Annotated in this window: 18 protein-coding genes and 1 pseudogene; 11 read left to right on the top strand and 8 right to left on the bottom strand. The window is 68.8% G+C overall.

All coding sequences use genetic code 11. The annotated features are described in order from the left end of the window. Position 1: 1 nt before the first annotated feature. Positions 2–1,306 carry an adenosylmethionine--8-amino-7-oxononanoate transaminase gene (locus A5697_RS14195; protein WP_067948068.1) on the bottom strand — a complete coding sequence of 435 codons (1,305 nt, stop codon included), beginning with the start codon at positions 1,304–1,306 and terminating at the stop codon, positions 2–4. A gap of 62 nt (positions 1,307–1,368) precedes the next feature. Here A5697_RS14195 and A5697_RS14190 point away from each other — a divergent pair, with 62 nt between their 5' ends. From A5697_RS14190 to A5697_RS27765, 7 genes and pseudogenes are all read left to right on the top strand, one after another. Next, positions 1,369–1,821, top strand: a complete 453-nt coding sequence (locus A5697_RS14190; protein WP_067948065.1) for a hypothetical protein — start codon at positions 1,369–1,371, stop codon at positions 1,819–1,821. A 325-nt stretch (positions 1,822–2,146) separates the two neighbouring features. Beyond that, positions 2,147–2,803 (top strand): annotated as a pseudogene (gene ripD / locus A5697_RS14185) (NlpC/P60 family peptidoglycan-binding protein RipD); the annotation flags it as partial. 364 nt (positions 2,804–3,167) lie between these two features. Further along, on the top strand, positions 3,168–5,324 hold the full coding sequence (locus tag A5697_RS14180) for an acyltransferase family protein (RefSeq protein WP_068011032.1): 2,157 nt from the start codon (positions 3,168–3,170) through the stop codon (positions 5,322–5,324). 39 nt (positions 5,325–5,363) lie between these two features. Next, positions 5,364–7,562, top strand: a complete 2,199-nt coding sequence (gene glgX / locus A5697_RS14175; RefSeq protein WP_067948060.1) for a glycogen debranching protein GlgX — start codon at positions 5,364–5,366, stop codon at positions 7,560–7,562. A 3-nt stretch (positions 7,563–7,565) separates the two neighbouring features. Further along, a complete protein-coding gene (treY, locus tag A5697_RS14170) occupies positions 7,566–9,866 on the top strand; it encodes a malto-oligosyltrehalose synthase (protein ID WP_068011030.1) in 2,301 nt (766 codons plus the stop codon). Beyond that, positions 9,859–11,601, top strand: a complete 1,743-nt coding sequence (gene treZ / locus A5697_RS14165; RefSeq protein ID WP_068011028.1) for a malto-oligosyltrehalose trehalohydrolase — start codon at positions 9,859–9,861, stop codon at positions 11,599–11,601. The genes treY and treZ overlap by 8 nt, the downstream gene beginning before the upstream one ends. 51 nt (positions 11,602–11,652) lie before the next feature. After that, complete coding sequence (locus A5697_RS27765) at positions 11,653–11,805, top strand: hypothetical protein (protein ID WP_156673300.1); 153 nt, start codon at positions 11,653–11,655, stop codon at positions 11,803–11,805. 7 nt (positions 11,806–11,812) lie between these two features. On the opposite strand, the gene A5697_RS14160 is transcribed toward A5697_RS27765, so the two are convergent. Continuing rightward, positions 11,813–13,141 carry an aminotransferase class I/II-fold pyridoxal phosphate-dependent enzyme gene (locus tag A5697_RS14160; RefSeq protein WP_068011027.1) on the bottom strand — a complete coding sequence of 443 codons (1,329 nt, stop codon included), beginning with the start codon at positions 13,139–13,141 and terminating at the stop codon, positions 11,813–11,815. A 35-nt stretch (positions 13,142–13,176) separates the two neighbouring features. Between A5697_RS14160 and A5697_RS14155 the strand changes: the two genes are divergently transcribed. Continuing rightward, positions 13,177–13,827 (top strand): pyridoxamine 5'-phosphate oxidase family protein, encoded by a 651-nt coding sequence (locus tag A5697_RS14155; RefSeq protein WP_068011026.1) that lies wholly within the window; start codon positions 13,177–13,179, stop codon positions 13,825–13,827. On the opposite strand, the gene ilvA is transcribed toward A5697_RS14155, so the two are convergent. From ilvA to A5697_RS14140, 3 genes are read right to left on the bottom strand one after another with little or no spacing between them, the layout of a single operon-like run. Then, positions 13,824–15,107, bottom strand: a complete 1,284-nt coding sequence (ilvA, locus tag A5697_RS14150) for a threonine ammonia-lyase (protein WP_068011024.1) — start codon at positions 15,105–15,107, stop codon at positions 13,824–13,826. The genes A5697_RS14155 and ilvA overlap by 4 nt on opposite strands. A gap of 38 nt (positions 15,108–15,145) precedes the next feature. Then, positions 15,146–15,583 (bottom strand): nitroreductase family deazaflavin-dependent oxidoreductase, encoded by a 438-nt coding sequence (locus A5697_RS14145; protein WP_067948048.1) that lies wholly within the window; start codon positions 15,581–15,583, stop codon positions 15,146–15,148. Positions 15,584–15,593: 10 nt separating this feature from the next. Beyond that, positions 15,594–16,166, bottom strand: coding sequence for a TetR family transcriptional regulator (locus A5697_RS14140; RefSeq protein WP_067948046.1), 573 nt, complete (start codon positions 16,164–16,166; stop codon positions 15,594–15,596). Between the two features lie 94 nt (positions 16,167–16,260). Here A5697_RS14140 and A5697_RS14135 point away from each other — a divergent pair, with 94 nt between their 5' ends. Both A5697_RS14135 and A5697_RS14130 read left to right on the top strand, forming a co-directional pair. After that, on the top strand, positions 16,261–16,668 hold the full coding sequence (locus A5697_RS14135; protein WP_068011022.1) for a hypothetical protein: 408 nt from the start codon (positions 16,261–16,263) through the stop codon (positions 16,666–16,668). After that, positions 16,665–18,110, top strand: a complete 1,446-nt coding sequence (locus A5697_RS14130) for an FAD-dependent oxidoreductase (protein ID WP_068011021.1) — start codon at positions 16,665–16,667, stop codon at positions 18,108–18,110. The genes A5697_RS14135 and A5697_RS14130 overlap by 4 nt, the downstream gene beginning before the upstream one ends. A 2-nt stretch (positions 18,111–18,112) precedes the next feature. On the opposite strand, the gene A5697_RS14125 is transcribed toward A5697_RS14130, so the two are convergent. The 3 genes from A5697_RS14125 to A5697_RS14115 all read right to left on the bottom strand — a co-directional run bounded on the left by A5697_RS14125 (position 18,113) and on the right by A5697_RS14115 (position 21,072). Further along, positions 18,113–18,898, bottom strand: coding sequence for a DUF6065 family protein (locus A5697_RS14125; RefSeq protein WP_068011019.1), 786 nt, complete (start codon positions 18,896–18,898; stop codon positions 18,113–18,115). A gap of 322 nt (positions 18,899–19,220) precedes the next feature. After that, entirely contained in the window at positions 19,221–20,468 is a 1,248-nt protein-coding gene (locus A5697_RS14120; RefSeq protein WP_067948038.1) for an HNH endonuclease signature motif containing protein, read from the bottom strand. A gap of 85 nt (positions 20,469–20,553) precedes the next feature. Beyond that, positions 20,554–21,072 carry a phenolic acid decarboxylase gene (locus tag A5697_RS14115; RefSeq protein ID WP_067948088.1) on the bottom strand — a complete coding sequence of 173 codons (519 nt, stop codon included), beginning with the start codon at positions 21,070–21,072 and terminating at the stop codon, positions 20,554–20,556. Positions 21,073–21,236: 164 nt separating this feature from the next. On the opposite strand from A5697_RS14115, the gene A5697_RS14110 reads away from it, so the two are divergent. Next, complete coding sequence (locus A5697_RS14110; protein ID WP_068011018.1) at positions 21,237–22,322, top strand: diguanylate cyclase; 1,086 nt, start codon at positions 21,237–21,239, stop codon at positions 22,320–22,322. Positions 22,323–22,349 lie beyond the last annotated feature (27 nt).

The following is a 22,349-nucleotide window of genomic DNA, read 5'->3' as shown; positions in this document are numbered from 1 at the left end:
TTCAGCCTACGAGGCGCGCGACCTCGATCATCGCCGAGGTGATCTGGGCGACCTCGCCGTCCGAGCAGATGTAGGGCGGCATCGCGTAGACGAGGTTCCGGAACGGGCGCAGCCAGACGCCGCGATCCATGGCCGCCGGGGTGGCGACGGCCAGGTCAACCGGGCGTTCGCATTCGATGACGCCGATCGCGCCGCGCACCCGCACGTCGGTCACGCCGGGCAGCGCCCGGGCGGGTTCGAGCCCGGCCGTCAGGCCGGCGGAGATCTCGGCGACCCGCGCGCGCCAGTCCTGGCCGAGCAGCAGCTCGACGCTGGCCACCGACACCGCGCAGGCCAGCGGATTGGCCATGAAGGTGGGGCCGTGCATGAGCGCGCCGGCCTCGCCGGTGCTGATGGTGTGCGCGATCTCGGTGGTGCACAGGGTGGCGGCCATGCTGAGGTATCCGCCGGTCATCGCCTTGCCGACGCACATGATGTCGGGGCTCACCCCCGCGTGGTCGGCCGCGAACAGCTCGCCCGTGCGGCCGAAGCCGGTGGCGATCTCGTCGAAGATCAGCAGCACGTCGTGCCGCCGGCACGCCTCGCGCAGGTCGCGCAGGTAGCGGGGGTCGTGGAAGCGCATCCCGCCCGCACCCTGCACCACCGGCTCGACGATGACGGCCGCCAGTTCACCGGCCTGCCTGCTGAGTTGCTGCTCGAACGCCGCGCTGTAACCGGGGTCGTAGTCGCGCGGCACCTGCGGCGCGAACACCTGGCGGGCCAGGATGTCGGTCCACAGCGAGTGCATGCCGCCGTCGGGGTCGCAGACGCTCATCGGCGTGAAGGTGTCCCCGTGGTAGCCGCCCCGCCACGTCATCAGCCGGTGCTTGCCGGGCCGGCCGCGGCTGCGCCAGTACTGCAGCGCCATCTTGACCGCTACCTCGACCGACACCGAGCCCGAGTCGCTGAAGAAAACGGTGTCCAGCCCCGCCGGGGTGATGTCCACCAGCAGCTGCGCCAGCCGGGCGGCCGGTTCGTGGGTGAGCCCGCCGAACATGACATGGTTCATCACACCCAACTGCCTGGTCAGCGCCTCGTCCAGCACGGGATGGCCGTGCCCGTGGATCGCGGTCCACCAGGAGCTCATCGCGTCGAGCGCCTGGATCGGCCGGCCGTCGCGGATCAGGGTCAGCCAGGCGCCGCGGGCCGCGACGGCCACCACCGGCGCGACGGCTTCGCCGCCGATCGTGCTGTACGGGTGCCACAGATGCGCGGCGTCGATCGCGCTGATCTGCTCGGGCGTCAACCCGGCCGTCGCCGCAGGCATAGTGATCGAGGGTAAAGCAGCCGAGTCGCACAAAGTCCGCCCATCGGGGAGCATGGGATCCGATGGCTACGCCGCATTCGCCCGGCAAACCCGCCGCGGGCGCGTCCGAGACCGCGAAAACCAATTCCCCGGTGGTCGATTACGACGACGAAGCGCCGCGGGTCATTCGCGTGCGGCTGGCCCCGTGGGACGTCGTTTCCACGATCGCGCTGTTGGCGGTGCTCGTCATCCTGGCCACCGCGACGACGTGGCCGGACCGCCTGTTCGGCTTCCTCGAGCACGTGTGCGCGGACGAGACCTGCGGGCCGGTGCCCTTCGGGATCGACTACTACATCCGCCCGGTGGTGTGGGGTGGCATCGGCGCGGCGATCGCCGCCGCGGTCGTCGGCCCCCTCGTTTCCATGCTGAAGGGCTGGTACATGTCCTTCTGGCCGGTTCTGGCCCTCACGCTGGTCATGGTCAGCTCGGTCGTCGGCTCCCTGCTGACCACCTTCAGCGAACGCTATTGGCTCTAGGCCAACCGCCGCAGCGGTTGGTCCACCCATGGGTCCGACTGAGACCGAAATCACAACTGCGCATACGGGATTCGTGTCGCGCAGTCACCGTCCGGTCACGGTACGACAAAAAATCCCGCCGGAGCCTGGCGGCTACCACCTTCTGTTGTCAGAGTGGTTTCAGTGACTGATGTGAAAACAGGGGCGTCGTGCCCGGTGTCACATCCGCAAGTGTCATGCAGCGGCGCCGGCCCCAACGTGGGGGTCCTCGCCCAGGGCATGGATCGGCGGCGGACGCGTGAAGTCACCGCGCGGAGGCCACTGAGCGCCTGAGAGGCCAAGAACAATGAAACGCATCTACGCCTTCGCGATCGGTCTGGCGATGCTGGCGGCCCCGCTGGTCGCCCCCGCGGTCGCATCCGCCGACCCGGGTATCCGGCCGATGGACTACCAGCAGGCGACCGACGTGGTGATCGCGCGCGGGCTGTCGCAGCGCGGCGTGCCGTTTTCCTGGGCCGGCGGGGGCATCAACGGTCCCACCCGCGGCACCGGTTCCGGTATCAACACCGTCGGCTTCGACGCCTCGGGCCTGATGCAGTACGCCTACGCCGGCGCGGGCATCAAGCTGCCGCGTTCGTCCGGGGCGATGTACAAGGTCGGTCAGAAGGTGCTGCCGCAACAGGCGCAAAAGGGTGACCTGATCTTCTACGGGCCGGAAGGCACGCAGAGCGTCGCGATGTACCTGGGGAACAACCAGATGCTCGAAGTGGGCGACGTCGTCCAGGTTTCGCCGGTGCGCGCCAACGGCATGGCTCCGTACCTGGTCCGGGTCCTCGGGGTCCAGCCGGCACCGGCCCAGCAACTGCCGCAGCAGGTGCCGACGCAGACGCCGGCGCAGCAGGCCCCGCTGCAGCAGCCCCCGCTGCAGCAACTGCCCGCGCAGCAAGCGCCGGTGCAGCAAGTGCCATTGCAGCAAGCGCCGGTGCAGCAAGTGCCCGCCCAACAGCAGGCGCCGCTGCCGCAGGCCCCGGCCCAGCCGGCACCGGTGCAACCGGCGCCCGTGCAACCGGCACCGGTGCAGCAAGCGCCGCTGCAGCAGCAGTCCGCGCTAGCCCCCGTCCAGCAAGCACCGCTGCAGCAACTCCCGGCGCAACGGGCCCCGCAGGCCCCGCTTCCGCAGCTGCCGACGCAGCTGATTCCGCCGCAGCAGGCCCCGGTGCAGCTGTTGCCACCCCAGCAATCACCGTTCCTGCCCGCGGCCCCCGGCACCGCCCGGTAGTTTTCCGGGCGCTTCGGGACCTGTCGGACACCGCCACCTGCTCCTAAACGGGAGCGGGTGGCGGTTTTCGGTAAATTAGCGGTCGATCATGTCGACCCTGTCCCCTGCTCCCCTGCCGATCGCGACCGAGGAACCGGCCGCTACGGGAACGCGGAATGCGGGGTTCTACCGCTACGACCTCGACGGGTTGCGGGGCATCGCGATCGCGCTGGTCGCGGTGTTCCATGTCTGGTTCGGCCGCGTCTCGGGCGGGGTCGATGTGTTCTTGGCGCTGTCCGGATTCTTCTTCGGCGGCAAGGTCATTCGCGCGGCACTGAATCCGGCCGTCACCCTGTCGCCGGTTGCCGAGGTGATCCGGCTCGTCCGCCGCCTGGTCCCCGCGCTGGTCGTGGTGCTGGCCGGGTGTGCGGTGCTGACCATCCTCGTGCAACCGGAGACCCGCTGGGAGACCTTCGCCGACCAAAGCCTCGCCAGCCTCGGCTACTACCAGAACTGGGAGTTGGCCAACACCGCGTCGGACTACCTGCGCGCCGGCGAGGCCGTCAGCCCCCTGCAGCACATCTGGTCCATGTCGGTGCAGGGCCAGTTCTACGTCGGCTTCCTGCTGTTGATCGCCGGCTGCGCGTACCTCTTCCGGCGCCCGTTGGGCGCCCACTTGCGCACCCTGTTCCTGGTGTTGCTGACGGCGCTCACGGTGGCGTCGTTCGTCTACGCGATCGTGGCGCATCAGGACGACCAGGCCGCCGCCTACTACAACAGCTTCGCGCGCGCCTGGGAGTTGTTACTCGGGGCGCTGGTCGGCGCCGTGGTGCCGGCCATCCGCTGGCCGATGTGGTTGCGGACGGTCTTGGCCACCGTCGCGCTGGCCGCGATCGTGTCCTGCGGTGCCCTGATCGACGGCGTGCAGGAGTTTCCCGGCCCATGGGCCCTGGTGCCCGTCGGGGCCACCATGCTGATGATCCTGGCCGGGGCGAACCTGCAGCGTCATCCCGCCGCCAGGGACCGGCTGCCACTGCCGAATCGTTTGCTGGCGGCCGGGCCGCTGGTCGCGCTGGGCGCGATGGCGTATTCGCTCTACCTGTGGCACTGGCCGCTGCTGATCTTCTGGCTGTCCTTCACCGGGCACCGGCACGCCAACTCCGTCGAAGGCTCGGCCGTGCTGCTGGTATCGGGCCTGCTCGCCTACCTGACCACCCGGCTCGTCGAGGACCCCCTGCGCTACCGCGCCTCCGGGAAATCACCGGCGCCCACACCCCCGTGGCTCGCACGCCTGCCCAGGCCCACGATGGCGCTGGGAACCGCGATCGTGCTGCTCGGCGTGACGCTGACCGCGACGTCGTTCACGTGGCGCCAGCACGTCACGGTCCTGCGCGCCGCGGGCAAGGAGCTCAGCGTGCTCAACCCGCAGGACTATCCGGGGGCGCGCGCCCTGACCGAGCGCGTGCGGGTGCCCGCGTTGCCGATGCGGCCCAGCGTGCTGGAGGTCAAGGAAGACCTGCCGTCCTCCACCCGCGACGGTTGCATCAGCGACTTCGTCAACCCGGCCGTGGTCGTTTGCACCTACGGCGACGTGGCCGCCGACCGCACCATCGCGCTCGCGGGTGGGTCCCACGCCGAACACTGGCTGCCCGCGCTGAGCCTGCTCGGCCAGATGCACCACTTCAAGGTGGTGACCTATCTCAAGATGGGCTGCCCGTTGTCCACCGAGGAAGTCCCGTTGATCATGGGCAACAACGCCGCCTACCCGCAGTGCCGGGAGTGGGTGGAACAGACGATGGCCAAGGTGATCGCCGACCATCCCGACTACGTGTTCACCACGACCACCCGGCCGTGGAACATCAAGCCCGGCGACGTGATGCCGGCGACCTACATCGGGATCTGGCAGAGGTTCTCCGACAACAACATTCCGATCCTCGGCATGCGGGACACCCCATGGTTGGTGAAGAACGGCCAGCCGTTCGACCCGGCGGATTGCCTCGCCAAAAAGGGCGGCAGCCCCCAGGCGTGTGCGATCAAACGTTCCGACGTTTTGTCCGACCGTAACCAGACCCTCGACTTCGTCACCCAGTTCCCGCTGCTGAAGGTGCTCGACATGTCCGACGCGATCTGCCGTGCCGACGTGTGCCGCCCGGTCGAGGGAAACGTGCTGATCTACCACGGTGCCCACCACCTCACCCCCACTTACGTGCGAACCATGACAGGGGAATTGGGCCGCCAGATCGCGGCCAACACCGGTTGGTGGTGACGCGCCCCCGCGCCGCCGAGCGCGGATAAGGTCATTAAGGTGCCGACCGACAAATACGCTTCAGAAACAGGCGTTACTGGTAACCAACAGCCGAAACTGGCCACCGTGTGGCCGGGGACCCCCTATCCGCTCGGAGCTTCCTATGACGGCGCGGGGACCAACTTCTCGTTGTTCTCCGAGGTAGCCGAGCGGGTCGAGTTGTGTCTGATCGACCACGCCGGAGCGGAGTCGCGGATCCCCCTCGATGAGGTTGACAGCTTCGTCTGGCATGCCTACCTGCCGAACATCACCCCCGGCCAGCGCTACGGCTTCCGGGTGTACGGGCCCTTCGACCCGTCGGCCGGCCACCGGTGCGACCCGAGCAAGCTGCTGCTCGACCCGTACGGCAAGGCCTTCCACGGCGACTTCACCTTCGGGCAGGCGCTGTTCTCCTACGACCTGAACGCGGTCCACCTCGACGACCCCAATGCCGACAACGCCGACCCGGGGACTCCCCCGATGGTCGACTCGCTGGGCCACACCATGACCAGCGTGGTGAGCAACCCCTTCTTCGACTGGGGTTCCGACCGCGCGCCGCTCACCCCCTACCACGAAACGGTGATCTACGAGGCCCACGTGAAGGGGATGACGCAGACCCACCCGGGCATCCCCGAGGAACTCCGCGGCACCTACGCCGGCCTGGCCCACCCCGCCGTGATCGATCACCTCAAGTCGCTCAACGTCACCGCGCTCGAGCTCATGCCGGTGCACCAGTTCATGCACGACTCGCGGCTGCTGGACATGGGATTGCGAAATTACTGGGGCTACAACACTTTCGGGTATTTCGCGCCGCACAACCAGTACGCGTCCAACCGCAACTCCAGCGTCGCGGAGTTCAAGTCCATGGTGCGCAGCTTCCACGAAGCGGGCATCGAGGTCATCCTCGACGTGGTGTACAACCACACCGCCGAGGGCAACCACCTGGGGCCGACCATCAACTTCCGTGGCATCGACAACGCGGCGTATTACCGGCTGATGGACACGGACCTGCGGTTGTACAAGGACTACACCGGCACCGGCAACAGCCTCAACCCGCGCCACCCGCACGTATTGCAACTGATCATGGATTCGCTGCGCTACTGGGTGACCGAGATGCACGTCGACGGCTTCCGCTTCGATCTGGCCGCCACACTCGCACGCGAGCTGCATGACGTCGACCGATTGAGCGCGTTCTTCGATTTGGTGCAGCAGGATCCGATCGTCAGCCAGGTCAAATTGATCGCCGAACCGTGGGACGTCGGCGAGGGCGGCTATCAGGTGGGAAATTTCCCGGGTTTGTGGACGGAGTGGAACGGGAAGTATCGCGATACTGTGCGTGACTACTGGCGGGGCGAGCCCGCAACCCTTGGCGAGTTCGCGTCCCGGCTGACCGGGTCGTCGGACCTGTATGAGGCGACCGGCCGGCGCCCCAGCGCCAGCATCAACTTCGTCACCGCCCACGACGGGTTCACGCTCAACGACCTGGTGTCCTACAACGAAAAGCACAACCTGGCCAACGGCGAAGACAACCGCGACGGCGAAAGCCACAACCGCTCGTGGAACTGCGGCGTCGAGGGACCCACCGACGACCCGGACATCACGGCGCTGCGCTGCCGCCAGATGCGCAACTTCTGGGCGACGCTGATGCTCAGCCAGGGCACGCCGATGATCGCGCACGGCGACGAGCTGGGCCGCACCCAGAACGGCAACAACAACGTGTACTGCCAGGACTCCGAATTGTCTTGGATGGATTGGTCATTGGTCGACAAGAATTCGGACCTGCTGGCGTTCGCACGCAAGGTGACCACGCTGCGCAAGAACCATCCGGTATTCCGCCGCCGCCGGTTCTTCGAGGGCGAGCCGATCCGAAGCGGCGAGGAGGTCCGCGATATCGCCTGGCTGAATCCGAGCAGCCGCGAGATGACGCATGAGGACTGGGGCGAGAGCATTCACAAATGTGTGGCGGTGTTCCTCAACGGCGAGGCCATCACCGCACCCAACGCACGCGGCGAACGAGTCGTCGATGACTCATTCCTGTTGTGCTTCAACGCCGGCGACGAACCCGTGGAGTTCGTGATGCCGAACGACGACTATGCCCAGGAGTGGACCGTGGAACTGGACACCAACCATCCGTCGGGTGACGCCGACCAGCTGGTGCATGCCGAGGAGAAAGTCTCGCTGCCCGGACGTTCGCTTCTGGTATTACGTAAGACCATGTGACGCATGGCCTTTCCTATTCTCTCGACTTACCGGCTGCAGCTGCGTGGTGAGGCCAGCGGGTTCGCGTTCACCTTCGCCGACGCGGAAAACCTACTGGACTACCTGGACGAACTCGGGGTTTCGCACCTCTACCTGTCGCCGATCATGACCGCGGCCACCGGGTCGAACCACGGCTACGACGTCACCGACCCGACCACGGTCTCCCCCGAACTCGGCGGGCGCGACGGGCTGGCGCGGCTGTCCGCGGCGGCGCGAGAGCGCGGCCTCGGCCTGATCGTCGACATCGTGCCCAATCACGTGGGAATCGACCAGCCCCAACAGAACGCGTGGTGGTGGGACGTCCTGCGGCACGGCCGTTCCTCGGACTACGCAACGTATTTCGACATCGACTGGGACCTCGACGAGGACGGCCGGATCGTGCTGCCCATCCTGGGTTCCGACGACGACGCGGCCGACCTCAAGGTCGACGGGGACCTGCTCCGGTTGGGTGACCTGGCGCTGCCCGTCGCGCCCGGTACCGGCGAGGGCACCGGGCCCGAGGTGCACGACCGCCAGCATTACCGGCTGGTGGGCTGGCGCAACGGCGTCTGCGGCTACCGGCGTTTCTTCTCGATCACCTCGTTGGCCGGGCTGCGCCAGGAAGACCGGGCCGTGTTCGACGCCACCCACGCCGAGGTGGCCCGGTGGGCCGCCGAGGGACTCGTCGACGGCCTGCGCATCGACCACCCCGACGGATTATCGGACCCCTGCGGCTATTTGGCGTGGCTGCGCGAATCGGTTGGACCGCGGACGTGGATCGTGATCGAGAAGATCCTCGCGGTCGACGAGGCGCTGGAACCCACTCTGCCGATCGGCGGCACCACCGGCTACGACGTGCTGCGGGAGATCGGCGGCGTCTTCATCGACCCGAATGGCGCCCCGGCCCTGACCGAGCTGGTCGAGTCGGCGGGGTTGGACTACGGGGCGGCGCCGCAGATGTTGGCGGAACTCAAGGTCCGCGCGGCCACCGACACGCTGGCAAGCGAGCTGCGAAGGCTGCGCCGCAGCATCGTGGCGGCGGCCGGAGCCGATCATCCGCAACTGCCCGAAGCGATCGCCGCGCTGCTCACCCATATCGGCGTCTACCGCTGCGACTACCCGAGCCTGTCGGCGATCATGCCCACGGCGCTGGCCGAAACCCAGTCGCAGGCACCGGAATTGGCACCCGCGCTGCAGGTGCTCGTCGCAGCGCTGGCCCACGGCGGGGAACCGGTCACCCGCCTGCAACAGCTCTGCGGCGCCGTCACCGCCAAGGCAAGCGAGGACTGCTACTTCTACCGCGACGCCCGACTGGTTTCGCTCAACGAAGTGGGTGGCGAACCGCATCGTTTCGGTGTCGGCGCGGCGGAGTTCCACCAGAGCTCCGCCGACCGGGCCCGCCTGTGGCCGCAGACGATGACGACGCTGACCACCCACGACACCAAGCGGGGCGAGGATGTCCGGGCCCGGATCGGGGTGCTGTCGCAGGTCCCGTCGCTGTGGGCCGAGTTCGTCGCCCGCTGGGAGGCCGACGCGCCGTCCCCCGATCCGGCGACCGGCCAATTCCTGTGGCAGAACATCTTCGGCGTCTGGCCGGTCAGTGGCGAGGTCAGCCCGGAGCTGCGCGACCGCTTGCACGGCTACGCCGAGAAGGCCATCCGGGAGGCGGCCTGGCATACCTCGTGGAACGATCCGGACGCGGAGTTCGAGGCCGCGGTGCACCGGTGGCTGGACACCCTGTTCGACGGTCCGGTGGCCGGCCAGCTGACCAAACTGGTCAACCAGCTCAACCCGCACGCCGCCAGCGACGCGCTGGGCCAGAAGCTGCTGGCGCTGACCGTGCCCGGGATACCGGACGTCTACCAGGGCACCGAACTCTGGGACGACAGCCTCGTCGACCCGGACAACCGCAGGGCCGTCGACTACACCGCCCGGCGAGCGGCCCTGAAAGCGTTGGAACATCCCAAGATTCGGGTCGTCACGACGGCGCTTCGGGTGCGACGCTCCCATCCGGACACCTTCCTGGGCGGCAACTACATCCCAGTGCTGGCCAGCGGCGACGCCGCCGAGCACGTGCTGGCGTTCCGCCGGGGCGAGGACGTCCTGGTGGCGGTCACCCGCTGGACCGTGCGGCTGACCGAAACGGGCTGGGGCAACACGGTGCTGCCGCTGCCCGAAGGGACGTGGAAGGACGCACTCACCGGGGCCATCGCGGACGGGCCGACCTCGGCGGCCCAGTTGTTCGCCGACCTGCCCGTCGTCTTGCTGGAGCGCCACAATGACTGAATTCCGGGTCTGGGCACCCAAACCGGAGCTGGTCCGGCTCGACGTCGATGGCCGGGTGCACGCGATGACGCGCGCGGATGACGGCTGGTGGCACGGGGACGTCGACGCGGCGCCCAACGCCCGCTACGGGTTCCTGCTCGACGACGATCCCACCGTGCTGCCCGACCCGCGCTCGCCCCGGCAGCCCGACGGCGTGCACGCCCGCTCGCAGCTGTGGGACCCGGCCGCCGCACAATGGACCGACGGCGACTGGCAGGGCCGGCCGGTCGAGGGTGCGGTGATCTACGAGATGCACCTGGGCACCTTCACCGGCGCCGGCACCTTCGACTCGGCCATCGAGAAGCTCGACTACCTGGTGGACCTCGGCGTCGACTTCGTCGAGCTGATGCCGGTGAATTCCTTTGCGGGAACGCACGGCTGGGGATACGACGGCGTGCTCTGGTACAGCGTGCACGAGCCCTACGGCGGCCCCGACGGTTTGGTCCGGTTCGTCGACGCCTGCCACGCGCGCGGCCTGGGGGTGCTCATCGACGCGGTGTTCAACCACCTGGGCCCGTCGGGCAATTACCTGCCGAAGTTCGGCCCCTACCTGTCGTCGGCGAGCAACCCGTGGGGCGAAGGCATCAACATCGCCGACGCCGACTCCGACGAGGTGCGCCGCTACATCATCGGGTGCGCGCTGCGCTGGATGCGCGACTTCCACGCCGACGGCCTGCGCCTGGACGCCGTGCACGCCCTGGTGGACACCACCGCGATCCACATCCTCGAGGAGCTCGCAACCGAAACGGATTGGCTGGCAGAGCAATTGGGCCGCCCGCTGTCGCTGATCGCCGAGAGCGACCTCAACGACCCGCGGTTGATCACCCCGCGCGACCGCGGCGGCTACGGGCTGACGGCGCAGTGGGCCGACGACATCCACCACGCCATCCACACCGCGGTGTCCGGTGAACGCCAGGGTTACTACGCGGACTTCGGGTCGTTGGCCACGCTGGCACAGACGTTGCGGCACGGCTACTTTCACGCCGCCACGTATTCGTCGTTCCGGCACCGCCGGCACGGTCGGCCGCTGGACACCACGGCGGAGTCGGGGATCCCCGCCACCCGGCTGGTCGCGTACACCTGCACCCACGACCAGGTGGGCAACCGGGCCCTCGGGGACCGCCCGTCGCAGAACCTGACCGGCGGCCAGCTGGCGATCAAGGCGGCGCTCGTGCTCGCGACACCCTTCACCGCAATGCTTTTCATGGGTGAGGAGTATGCGGCGTCTACCCCGTTCCAGTTCTTCAGCTCGCATCCCGAGCCGGAGCTGGCCAAGGCCACCGCGGAAGGGCGCAAGGCGGAGTTCGCCGAACACGGCTGGGACGCCGACGAAATCCCCGACCCGCAAGACCCGCAGACCTTCCAGCGCTCGAAACTCGACTGGGACGAGGTCGACACCGGCGAACACGGCCGATTGCACCGGCTCTACCGCGACCTGATCGCGTTGCGGCACAGCGACCCCGACCTGGCCGACCCCTGGCTGGAGCATCTCGCGGTCGACTACGACGAGGAGCAACGCTGGATCAGCGTGTCGCGCGGCCGGCTGCGCATCGTGTGCAACCTCGGCGCCGAGGCGACGAAGGTGCCCGTCGCCGGGGACGTGGTCCTGGCCTGGGGTGATCCCGCGGTCGATGCCGACAGCACGGTGCTGGAGGGCCATTCGTTCGCCATCCTGGCGGTGCGCGAGCGGGCGTAGGCCTGTGGATGACGGTGCGCGGCCGGCCGCGTGACCGCCGATGATTCGCCCATGAATCAATTCCTAAGGTGGATCGGCTTGCTCAGGAAGAAGAAGCCGTTGCCGGCTCCCCTCGTCGTGGTCAACGAGACCCCGCCCGAGCCCAGCGCGGCGCTGTTGTGGACGGGCCCGGGCCTGGGATGCGTTGGCGGCGAGGGCCCTTGACGCCCGGCTAGACGCTGGGGCGGCCCGAGCCGTGCACCGCCTGCGCGATCGCGTCCGCCAGGGGGTCGATCTCGTCGGCGCGGACGTCGGCGATGGTGACCCGGATGCCCGCCGGCGTGCGGATCCGGAACCGCGTGCCCGGCGCCGCGGCCCAGCCCGCGCCGAGCAGCCGGGTGATCGCGACCGTCTCATCGGGCACGGGAATCCATACGTTGAGACCGGAGCGCGCGTGGGCGGCGACGTCGCGCTCGGCCAGGGCGGCGCAGAGCCCGCGGCGGGTGTCGGCGTATTGCCGCTCGGCCGCGCCGACAAGGCGCGCGGCCACCGGGTCCGACCACAGGCTGACGGCCAGGTCCTGCAGCAGGTGGCTCACCCAGCCCGCGCCGAGCCGCAGTCGGCCGTGCACGCGCTCGACGGTGCGATGGTCACCCGCGAGGACGGCCACCCGCAGGTCGGGTCCGTAGGCCTTGGACGTGGATCGCACGAACGCCCAATGCTCGGTCACGCCGGCCAACGTGCGCAGCGGCGCGCCGGAGATGCCCGCGCAGTGATCGTCTTCGACGAGCAGCAGATCCCCGGCCCGCTGCGCCAACAGGGGCCGTAACGCGTCGGCGCGATCGGCGGATAACGCCGCACCCGTCGGGTTTTGGGCGCGATTGGTGACGATCAAGCCGCGCGACCCGCGGTCCAGGGCCAGCGCCAGGTCGTCGGGCAGCGGCCCCTCGTCGTCGACCCGGACCGGCTCGGCCGAAAGGCCCAGCGCGGCAAGCAGATCGAGCAGGTTGGCCCAGCCCGGGTCCTCCACCGCGACCCGGTCACCGGGGCGCAGATGCGCGGTCAGGACGCGCTCGATCCCATCGAGCGCACCGCTGGTCACCGCGAGGTGATCGGACGGCACGCCGTCGGCGGAGAGCGCCGCCCGCGCGAACTCCGCCAGGGCCGCCGAGATCGCGGGCTCGCCGTACAGCACCGGACGGCCGGCAATCGGGTTGGGCAGCGTGGCGCCCGCAAGGGGCAGCAGGGCCGGGTCCGGGTTGCCGGTCGACAGGTCGCGCACGCCGGCGGGGACGTCGAGCGCGAGGAGGGATCGGGGGGTAGTCGCCGGGCGGTGCCGCACCCGCGTGCCGCGCCGGCCGGCGGTTTCCACGGCCCCGCGATGACGCAGCAGGCGGTAGGCAGCGGCGGCGGTATTGGCGTTCACGCCGAGCCGGGCGGCCAGGTCGCGCACGGGCGGCAGCGCATCCCCGGGCGCCAGCGCGCCCGCCGAGATGGCGGCTTCGATGCTGGCGGCTATGGACTCCGCACCCGTCCCGGTTATGCTGCTTTGTACTGGCACACTAATGATTATGTACTAGAACAAAGGCTAAAGTCATGCAAACCGGATACGAGCCGACTCCGCGCACCACGCCCACCCGATACCGGGAGCGGGCGCGCTATGACCGCGAGACCGTCCACCAGATCCTGGACGAGGCGCTCATCTGCCACCTGGGCTACCTCAGCGCCGGCCGGCCGGTGGTGCTGCCCACCACCCACGTCCGCCTGGGCGAGACCCTCTACCTGCACGGTTCCACCGGCAGCGGTCCCCTGCTGGCCGCCCGCGCGACGCCCTCCGGCCTGCCGGTGTGCGTCACCGTAACCCTGGTCGACGGGCTGGTGCTGGCCCGTGCCGCGATGCACCATTCGGTGAACTTCCGGTCGGTGATGGTGCTGGGCACCGCGCGCGTCGTCGACGACGAGACGGAGCAACTGCGGGCGCTCGCCGGCCTGCTGGATCACATCGCGCCCGGCCGCGCCGCCGACTGCCGCGCCCCGAACGCGCGCGAACTGGCCGCCACCGGGGTGCTCGCGCTCGACCTCGTGGAGGTATCGGCCAAGGTGCGCACCGGCGCCCCGGTCGACGATCCGGAGGATTGCGCGCTGCCGCACTGGGCGGGCGTGGTGCCGCTGAGCGTGACGGCCGGCGCGCCGGTGCCGGCCTCGGATCTGGATCCGGAGATGCCGGTGCCGGGATATCTGGCTTAGAAAAGCAGGTAGCGATAGGCCGGCGAGCCGGGCTCCAGGCGTTCGACGTGCAGCTCCGTCGCCCGCATCCGTGCCAGCAGGCCGTCCAGATCGGCCGACGAGGCCAACTGGATGCCCACCAGCGCCTCGCCGGTCTCCCGGTTGTTGCGCTTGATGTACTCGAACAGGGTGATGTCGTCGTCGGGTCCCAGCACCTCGTCGAGGAACCGGCGCAGGGCTCCGGGTTCCTGCGGGAAGTCCACCAGGAAGTAGTGCTTGAGGCCGAGGTGGACCAGCGATCGTTCCAGCACCTCGCCGTAGCGGGAAACGTCGTTGTTGCCGCCCGAGATGAGGCACACCACCGCGGACCCGGGCTCGACGTCGGCCTCTAGCAGTCCCGCGACCGACAGCGCGCCCGCCGGCTCGGCGATGATGCCCTCGTTCTGATAGAGGTCCAGCATCGCGGTGCACACCGCTCCCTCGTCGATCGTGGTGATCGACACCATGTCGCCGGCGGCGGCCAGCGCGGCGTAGGTCAGCGTGCCCGCGCGGCGCACCGCCGCGCCATCGACGAATTGGTCGACGTGGTCCAGTGTCACGGGTGCGCCGGCGGCCAGCGCGGCCATCATCGCCGCGGCCCCGGCCGGTTCGACGCCAAGCACCGATGTGTTCGTCGTCCGCTCGGCGAGGTAGGTGGTGATGCCGGCGATGCAGCCGCCGCCGCCCACGGGGACGACCACCAAGTCCGGCTCGTCATCCAGTTGATCCAGCAGCTCGACGGCGATGGTGCCCTGACCGGCCATGGTGCGCGGGTCGTCATAGGGCGGCACCAGCGTGGCGCCGGTGCGTTCGACGTCGGCCAGCGCGGCCTCGGCGGCCAGGTCGTACGTCGTTCCGCCCACGATCAGTTCGATGAAGTCGCCGCCGTGGTAGCGGATGCGGTCCCGCTTCTGCTGGGGAGTCTTGGCGGGCACGTAGACGCGGCCGTGCACCCCCAGCGTCCGGCACGCGTAGGCGAAGCCCTGCGCGTGATTGCCCGCCGACGAGCACACCACGCCCGCGGCCAGCTCCTCGTCGGACAACTGCACCAGCAGGTTGTAGGCCCCGCGCAGCTTGTAGGAGCGCACCACCTGCAGGTCTTCGCGCTTGAGGTAGACGTTCGCGCCGGTGATCGCCGACAACCGGTCGCTGTACTGCAGCGGGGTCGGCGTGACCACCGAGGCGATCCGCTTCGCCGCGCCGTCGATGTCAGCCGCGGAAAGCGGCGCGACGCTCGGGTGATGGCTCAGTTCGGCGGACACTGCTCAATGGTGCCATGGCAGCCGACCAAGTCCGGAATTCAGCCGACCGGGCTCAGCACGAATACCGGGATCTGGCGGTCCGTTTTCTTCTGGTATTCGGCGTAGTCCGGCCAGGCCTCGACGGCACGCTCCCACCAGAGTGCCTTCTCGTCGCCGAACACCTCGCGAGCGTCGTATTCGCGAGTGGTGCCGCCGTCCTGCAGCTCGACCCGGGGGTTTTTGACGACGTTGTGGTACCAGACGGGGTGCTTCGGGGCTCCGCCAAGGGAGGCGACGATCGCGTACTCACCGTCGTGCTCGACCCGCATCAGCGGCGTCTTGCGCAGCTTTCCCGTCTTGGCCCCGACCGTGGTCAGCACGATGATGGGTTTCCCCTTCATGTCGGTGGCTTCGGTCCCGCCCGACTGCTCGTACTTCTCGGCCTGTTCGCGGGCCCAATCCCATGGGCTCGGTGCGTACTCCCCTGAAAGTGGCATGGCACCAACTCTATGCCGACGGCCCCGGGGGTGCCGGGCCCGTCAGATAGCGCGCGAGCACCGGGCGCACCCATTCGGTGAGCGTCGCGTCGTCCATTCCGGCCAGCGCCGGCACCCCGACCACATAGCGGGCCATCGCGATGCCCAGGACCTGGGAGCCCACCAGTGCGGCCCGCTCGACGGCGCGGTCGGGGGTGACGGTCGCCAGGGCCGGGGCTACCTGCTCGACGAAAACCGCCAGGAGCGTGTCGGCGGCCGTGCGATTGGTCGCGGCCGCGCGCAGCAGCGGCAGGAAGGAACCGTTCGGATCCCATACCTGGACGAACAGCGGCACCAGCACGTCCGCGAGCTGTTCGGAGGCGACGCCGGAGAGATCCGGGAAGCTGACCTCGAGCCGCGACACCGCGGCGAACAGGTCCGCCTTGCTGCCGAAGTAGTGCATGACCAATGCGGGATCCACGCCGGCCTCCGACGCGATCGAGCGGATGGTGGTGCGTTCGAAGCCCTGGGTGGAGAACTGGGCGCGCGCGGCGCGCAGGATCGTGGCGCGGGTGACCTTCCCGTCGCGGGCTTTCGTGGGCATGAGCGGATTGTATTCAACAACTGTTGACACGGCCAGAGCGTGAGCCTAGCGTTGAGTTCAACAATTGTTGAACTCACGCCGAGGAGGTCGGACCATGACCGTGACTGTCATCCAGATCGGGCTCGATCCGGACGTGATCGACTACTCGTCGCCGGACTTCGCGCAGTTCGCGGGGCTGTCCAGGGAGGCGCTGCGCGCCGCCAACGACGACAACGTCGCGGGGCTGCGCGCGGCAGGATACGAGGTCGACAACTGCCTGATCGCCTTCGGCGCCGCTGGCGCCGACAAGGCTCGGCGCTGGCTGGAAGCCAAGCGCTACGACGCGGTGTTGATCGGCGCCGGCATTCGCCTGGCCGCCGGCAACACCCTGCTGTTCGAGTCGATCGTCAACGCCGCGCACGTCACCCAGCCGGGCTGCCGCTTCGTATTCAACCGCGCGGCGCAGTCCACCCCCGGCGATATCCGGCGCTGGTACCCGGCGCCGGAAGGAGCGGCGCGATGACGGCCCACGACGTCGACGTCCTGGTGGTGGGGGCGGGTCCCACCGGCCTGACCGCCGCGGGCGACCTGGCTCGCGCCGGCCGGTCGGTCACGGTGCTGGAACGCTGGCCGACGGAGAACCAGTCGAGCCGCGCGTTCGCCACCATGGCGCGCACGCTGGAACTTCTCGAGGCGCGCGGACTGGCCGACGACCTGCTGGCCCTCGGGCACCGCGCGCCGCGCGTGCGGCTGTTCGCCGGCGCGCAGATCGACCTCACCCATCTCGACTCGCCCTACTCGTTCGTCTTGGTCACCCCGCAGACCAACGTCGATGCCGCGCTGCGCCGCTACGCGCAGGCCCAGGGCGCCGAGATCCGGCGCGGCATCGAGGTGGTCGCGCTCGAGCAGGACGCCGACGGCGTGACGGTCACCGCCCGTCCCAAGGACGACGAGGATCCCGCGCACCGGCAGACGTGGCGGTCGCGGTACGTGATCGGCGCCGACGGGGCGCACAGCACCGTTAGACGGTTGGTGGGCGCCGGATTCCCCGGCAAGACGGTGCTGACGTCGATCGTGCTGGCCGACGTCAAGCTCGCCCACGGACCGGCCGGCGGGGGCCTGACGGTCGGGGCGCCCGGAGATGTCCTGGCATTCCTGGCTCCCTACAACCGCCGGGACGCGGACGGCTCGTGGTATCGCGCCATGGTGTGGGACCGCGATCATCAGGTGCCCGACAGCGAACCGGTCGAGGGCGCCGAGGTCGTCGACGTCCTGGCCCGCGGCATGGGCACCGACTACGGTGTGGTCGAGGTCAGCTGGAAGTCCCGATTCCATTGCGACGAAAGGCAAGTCGAGCGGTACCGGCACGGGCGGGTGTTCTTGGCCGGCGACGCTGCGCACGTGCACTCCCCCATGGGCGGCCAAGGCATGAACACCGGGATCCAGGACGCCGCCAACCTGGCGTGGAAGATCGACGCGGTGCTCGGCGGCGCCGACGACCGGCTGCTGGACAGCTACCAGGACGAACGCCACCCGATCGGCAAGCGCGTTGTGATGCAGTCCGGGCTGATCGCCCGCGCCGCCACGCTGCATCCGCGGCCTGCGCGGTGGATGCGGAACCTGTTGGCACCCAGGCTGCTTCGCATCCCCGCGGTGCGGGACCTGGCGGCGGGCAGTTTCGCGGGCACGACGCTGCGCTACGGCCGCCGCGGTCTGGTCGGCACCCGCGCCACCGCGATTTCGCTCGCCGAGGGACGGTTGACCGAACTGCAGCGCACCGGAGGTTTTGTCCTCGTGCGCGAACACGGCGCCCCACCGGTTGATGCGCCCGGGATGCTGCAGGCGGAGCGGACCGACCGCGGGCCTGCCGTACTGGTGCGCCCCGACGGATACATCGCCTGGGCGGGATCATCGGCCCAGGCGCCGACGCGAATCCCGGAGCTGACCGCGACGCACGCGGGGTGAGCCTATTGCTGTTTGTCGCCCGGTGACTCGGCGAACGGGCGCAGATGGATGCGCGTCTGGTGATCGGGGGCCCCGGCCTCGCCGTCGGAGTGCCTGCCCCGCGTGTAGTCGCCTTGCCACGGCACCTTCTCACCCAGGGCGGTATTCGTCGCCGCCTGCGCCCGGCCCAGCTCGTTGCGTGAACGCAGGAAGAACTCGTGCTTGCGGCGAACCTCGTCGTCGGCCTCGATCGGCCTGATTTCCGGGGCGAACTCTTCCAGCTCGGCCCGCCTTTGCGGGACGATCATGCAGATCGGCTCGTCGACCTCGAAGCGCACCGGCATCATCTTGCGGGTGATCTGCCAGCTCATGCTGAAACTCGATGTGGCCCAGTCCGTTTCGACGATTCCCTCCAGCGGCGAGACGGCGTCCTTGGGATAGTTCGCCGGACCCCGGACCAACAGGTTGTAGCCCGGCGGGGTACGGAACAACATCGGCAGGTGCCAGGTCAGGATGCCGTAACCGAAGTGGCTGAACGGCAGGAGCTGACCGGGGTCGCGCCGGTCCGGGGCGATGATCACACCCATGCTGTCATCCCCGCCCATCCACGTCGCGGTGAAGGCGGACCGGTTGCGCAGCTCCCAGCCGCTCTGGTTGGCGATCAGTATCGGCAGGCACCTGTTCGGCCAGCCGTTGCGCATCTGCGACATCCACGGCCGGCTGATGGGGGCCGGTGTGATGGGCGGCGCGTTGTCCTGAGTGGTGAACGCGATCAGCGGGCGGGTCGGCCCGCCGGGTTTGTCACTCATCGACTCCTCGATTCGGTGGGTGGCCAGGCGTCGTCCGTTCGATGCTGCTCTCCAGTGTGACCTCCGAGCGCAGACTCAAGTGTGCGAGCCGGTAGGTCGGACCATGGCAGCGGGTCGCTGGGCCGTCGGCGGCACCGCCTCGAACGAGATGGCGGAGTCGAGCACGTAAGGCGCATAAATGTCGGCGATAGCGACCGCATCGTCCGGCGTTGCCATTCGGATCATGGGAAGAGCTTGCCCATCACCTTCTCGCCGAACCTGCGGTGGGTCGGATTCCTCCTCGCGGCGGGCAGCCACCGGCGGTCGGTCCGCTAACGAAGGTCTAGTTGCTGCTTGGTGGCGGCTGCGGCTGGAAGGGTTCGTACCACCACCAGTCGGCGCGCTCACCGGTGGGCCCGGGGCACGGCGGGACGTCGGGCGGGGCATGGCTGGGCGCACGCGCAAGCGATCCCGCGCTGAGCGGCCGGCCCGAGCTGTCGGAGACGACGAGATCGTCGGCGGGTCCGGTGATCGTGATGGCGCCGCGGTGGTGCAACCGGTGGTGATAGGGACATACCAGCACCAGGTTGGCCAACTCTGTTGGGCCGCCGTCTTCCCAATGCCGGATGTGGTGGGCGTGCAGACCGCGGGTAGCGCCACAGCCGGGAACCACGCAGGTGGGGTGCCGATGCTCGAGGGCGCGGCGAAGCCGCCGGTTGATCTGGCGGCTCGCTCGGCCGGCGCCGATGAGCTCACCGTCGCGTTCGAACCACACCTCGCACGTGGCATCACAGGTCAGGTATCGGCGTTCGGCGTCGGTGAGCAGCGGACCCAGATGCAGCTCCGCGGCGCGCTGCTCGAGATCGACGTGCACGACCACCGTGGTGTGCTGCCCGTGCGGCCGGCGGGCCACCTCGGCATCCCATCCCGACTCGACCAGGCGCATGAACGCCTCAAGGGTGCCCGGCAACGGCGGCATGGCATCGGATGTGACGCCTGGACCGCCGCGATCGCGCTTCCACTCGGCGACCAGCGCGTCACGGTGAGACGCCAGCGCCGCGTCGAACTTCGCCGCATCCAGGGGCGCGAGTTTGACCCTCCAACAAGTGAACTCGTCGCTGGAAGTCTTGGTGATCGACGGTAGCGGTTGCGGGCGAGAATCGGATTCGGGTCGCGGTTCCAGCTTGACCGCCGTGCGCAGCTGGCTGACCGTGGCGACCCTGGCCAACTCCGCGTAATGCTCATCAGAGCCGTCACTTGCCCGCGCCGCGATGACCCCGACTTGATCCAGCGACAATCGACCTTCCCGCATGCCCTGGGCGCAGCGCGGAAACGCCTCGAGTCGGCGCGCGACATCGGCGATCGTGTGCGCGTTCGACGACGAGCAGCCCAGCTTCCAGGCCACCAACGCCTCGACCGACCGCGCACCCGTGAGACCGCACAGCCCGTCACGATCCAGCTCCGCGAAGATTTCGACGATGCGGCCATCGATCGCGTTGCGCTGACCGGTCAACTCCGCCAACTCGTCGAACAACACCTCAACACGATCCGCGGGACTGACTACCGCGGGAGGCGATGCGATCGAGGACATGACTTCATCATCGCAAAGGGGTACGACAACTCTCGGCTACCAAACTTGTGGAGTGCCGCCAGGCCCACGGACGCCCCCCACTTTGTCAATCGGTGCGGTCGGCCCAGCCCGGTGGAAGCTGGTCGGGGGCTACATCGATCACCGATTCGTCGTCGGCACCCACCCGCTCGAACAGGGTGATGTAGGCGAACTCGGGCACGGTGAAGATCGGGTAGGTCGGCCCCGCGTCGCGGTAGGCGCGCATCTCCTCGAGATGGTCGTTCTGGAAGCACACGGTGCGCTCGCCGTGCTGGCGGATCCACTGGGGAAAGAAGATCACGCCGTGGATTCGCCGCTTGCCGGGCATGACGTTGACGGCCACCGACGTGCCCGTGGGCTCGGTCCACGAGATCTTGTAACTGTCGACGTCGAGCGCCACCAGGTCGACCTCTTGGCCCTTGACCCACCGTCCGCCGACATGGCCGGAATGGATTCGGTAGTCGATCGTGCGCTCGTTCTTCACATACATCTCGTAACGCCACCCGTTGGCGTAGGTGTAGATGAACCGGCACCCCACGATGCCCGTTAAGTTCTGCGGCGGAATGGGATTGTCGACGGTGGTCATGGTGAGATTCCGTTCAGCGGCCGGTTGGTTGGACGGGTCGGCAGTGCCCACGATGCGCGGAAGCGCCAGTGCGGTCAGGCGGGGACGGCCCGAAATTCTGAATGCCTCCCGATTCTGTCGGTGGTAAGTACCATACGGCGAAGGTACGGGTGAGGGGCCTCGCGATGCACTGGATCGGCGTGTGGTGGCGTCAGCCCGACCACTACGACTGGTTCTCTGACTACCTCGGCGCACGCGGATTGAAGCCATTCATCCGCTACCTGATGGTCGGCATCCTGTCCATCCTGGCCGCGGCGACGCTGCTGATGCTGGGCAGCCGTTCGGGTATGCAGACACCCGTGGGGCGCGGCCTGGCGGTGGCGTTCGTCGCCTTCCTGGCGGGCATGGCAATGGTGTGGGTGCGGCGCTGGCCCGGGCGCATTGAATCACAAGTGTTTTCGATAGTGGGCACACTCGGCATCGCCGCCACGTGTGTGACCGAGGCCGACCCGCGCAGCGGGATGCTGAGTTGCGCCGCGTTCGGTGGTCTCGCGGGCTATGTCGCGTTTTGTCACTCCGCGCGCCTGCTGGTCTTCACGCTCGGCAGCGCGCTGGGTGCGGCGGCCGTGTGCGCCGCGCGAATCGCCTGGTCCGGTGACGCGTCGATGGCGGCGGCCAACTTCCTGTTGCTCAGCGCGGGCATCCTGGCGGTGCCATTCTGCGGCCAGGTACTGGTGCACTGGCTGTCGGTCGACGCCCTGAAGTCCTCGACCGATCCGCTAACCGGCTTGCGCAACCGGAGGGGCTTTTACCGATCGGCGTCGAAAATGTCGGCCGCCGACCGACGCTCGCAATGCCTGAGTGTCTTGATGGTCGATCTCGACAACTTCAAACGGGTCAACGACACCTACGGCCACGCCGAGGGCGACCGCAGCCTGGTGGCGGTAGCCGACAACCTGCGGCGAATCGGCAGCGTGGGAACACTGATCGCCCGGGTGGGCGGGGAGGAATTCCTGGTCGCCCAGACCATGGACACCGAGCAAGCGCTTCGAATGGCGGAAACCGTACGCGCGGCCATTGCCGCGACGCCCTGGGGCGTGACAGCCAGCGTGGGTGTCAGCAGCTTCCGGCTCCCGACCGGCAGCGAGTTTCTCGACCGGCAGGTGATCGAACGGCTGGTGCACGCGGCCGACCTGGCGATGTATGAGGCGAAACGCGCTGGCGGCAACCAGGTTCGGCACGCGGACCTTCCCGCGCCGCCGGTGCGCTGAATGCTGCGCCGGTCCCCGCGGGGCGCC

Source organism: Mycobacterium sp. E3251, assembly GCF_001666835.1.
GTDB lineage: Bacteria > Actinomycetota > Actinomycetes > Mycobacteriales > Mycobacteriaceae > Mycobacterium.
The sequence above is the reverse complement of the archived record's forward strand: the minus strand, read 5'-3'. Positions and strand labels throughout refer to the sequence as shown.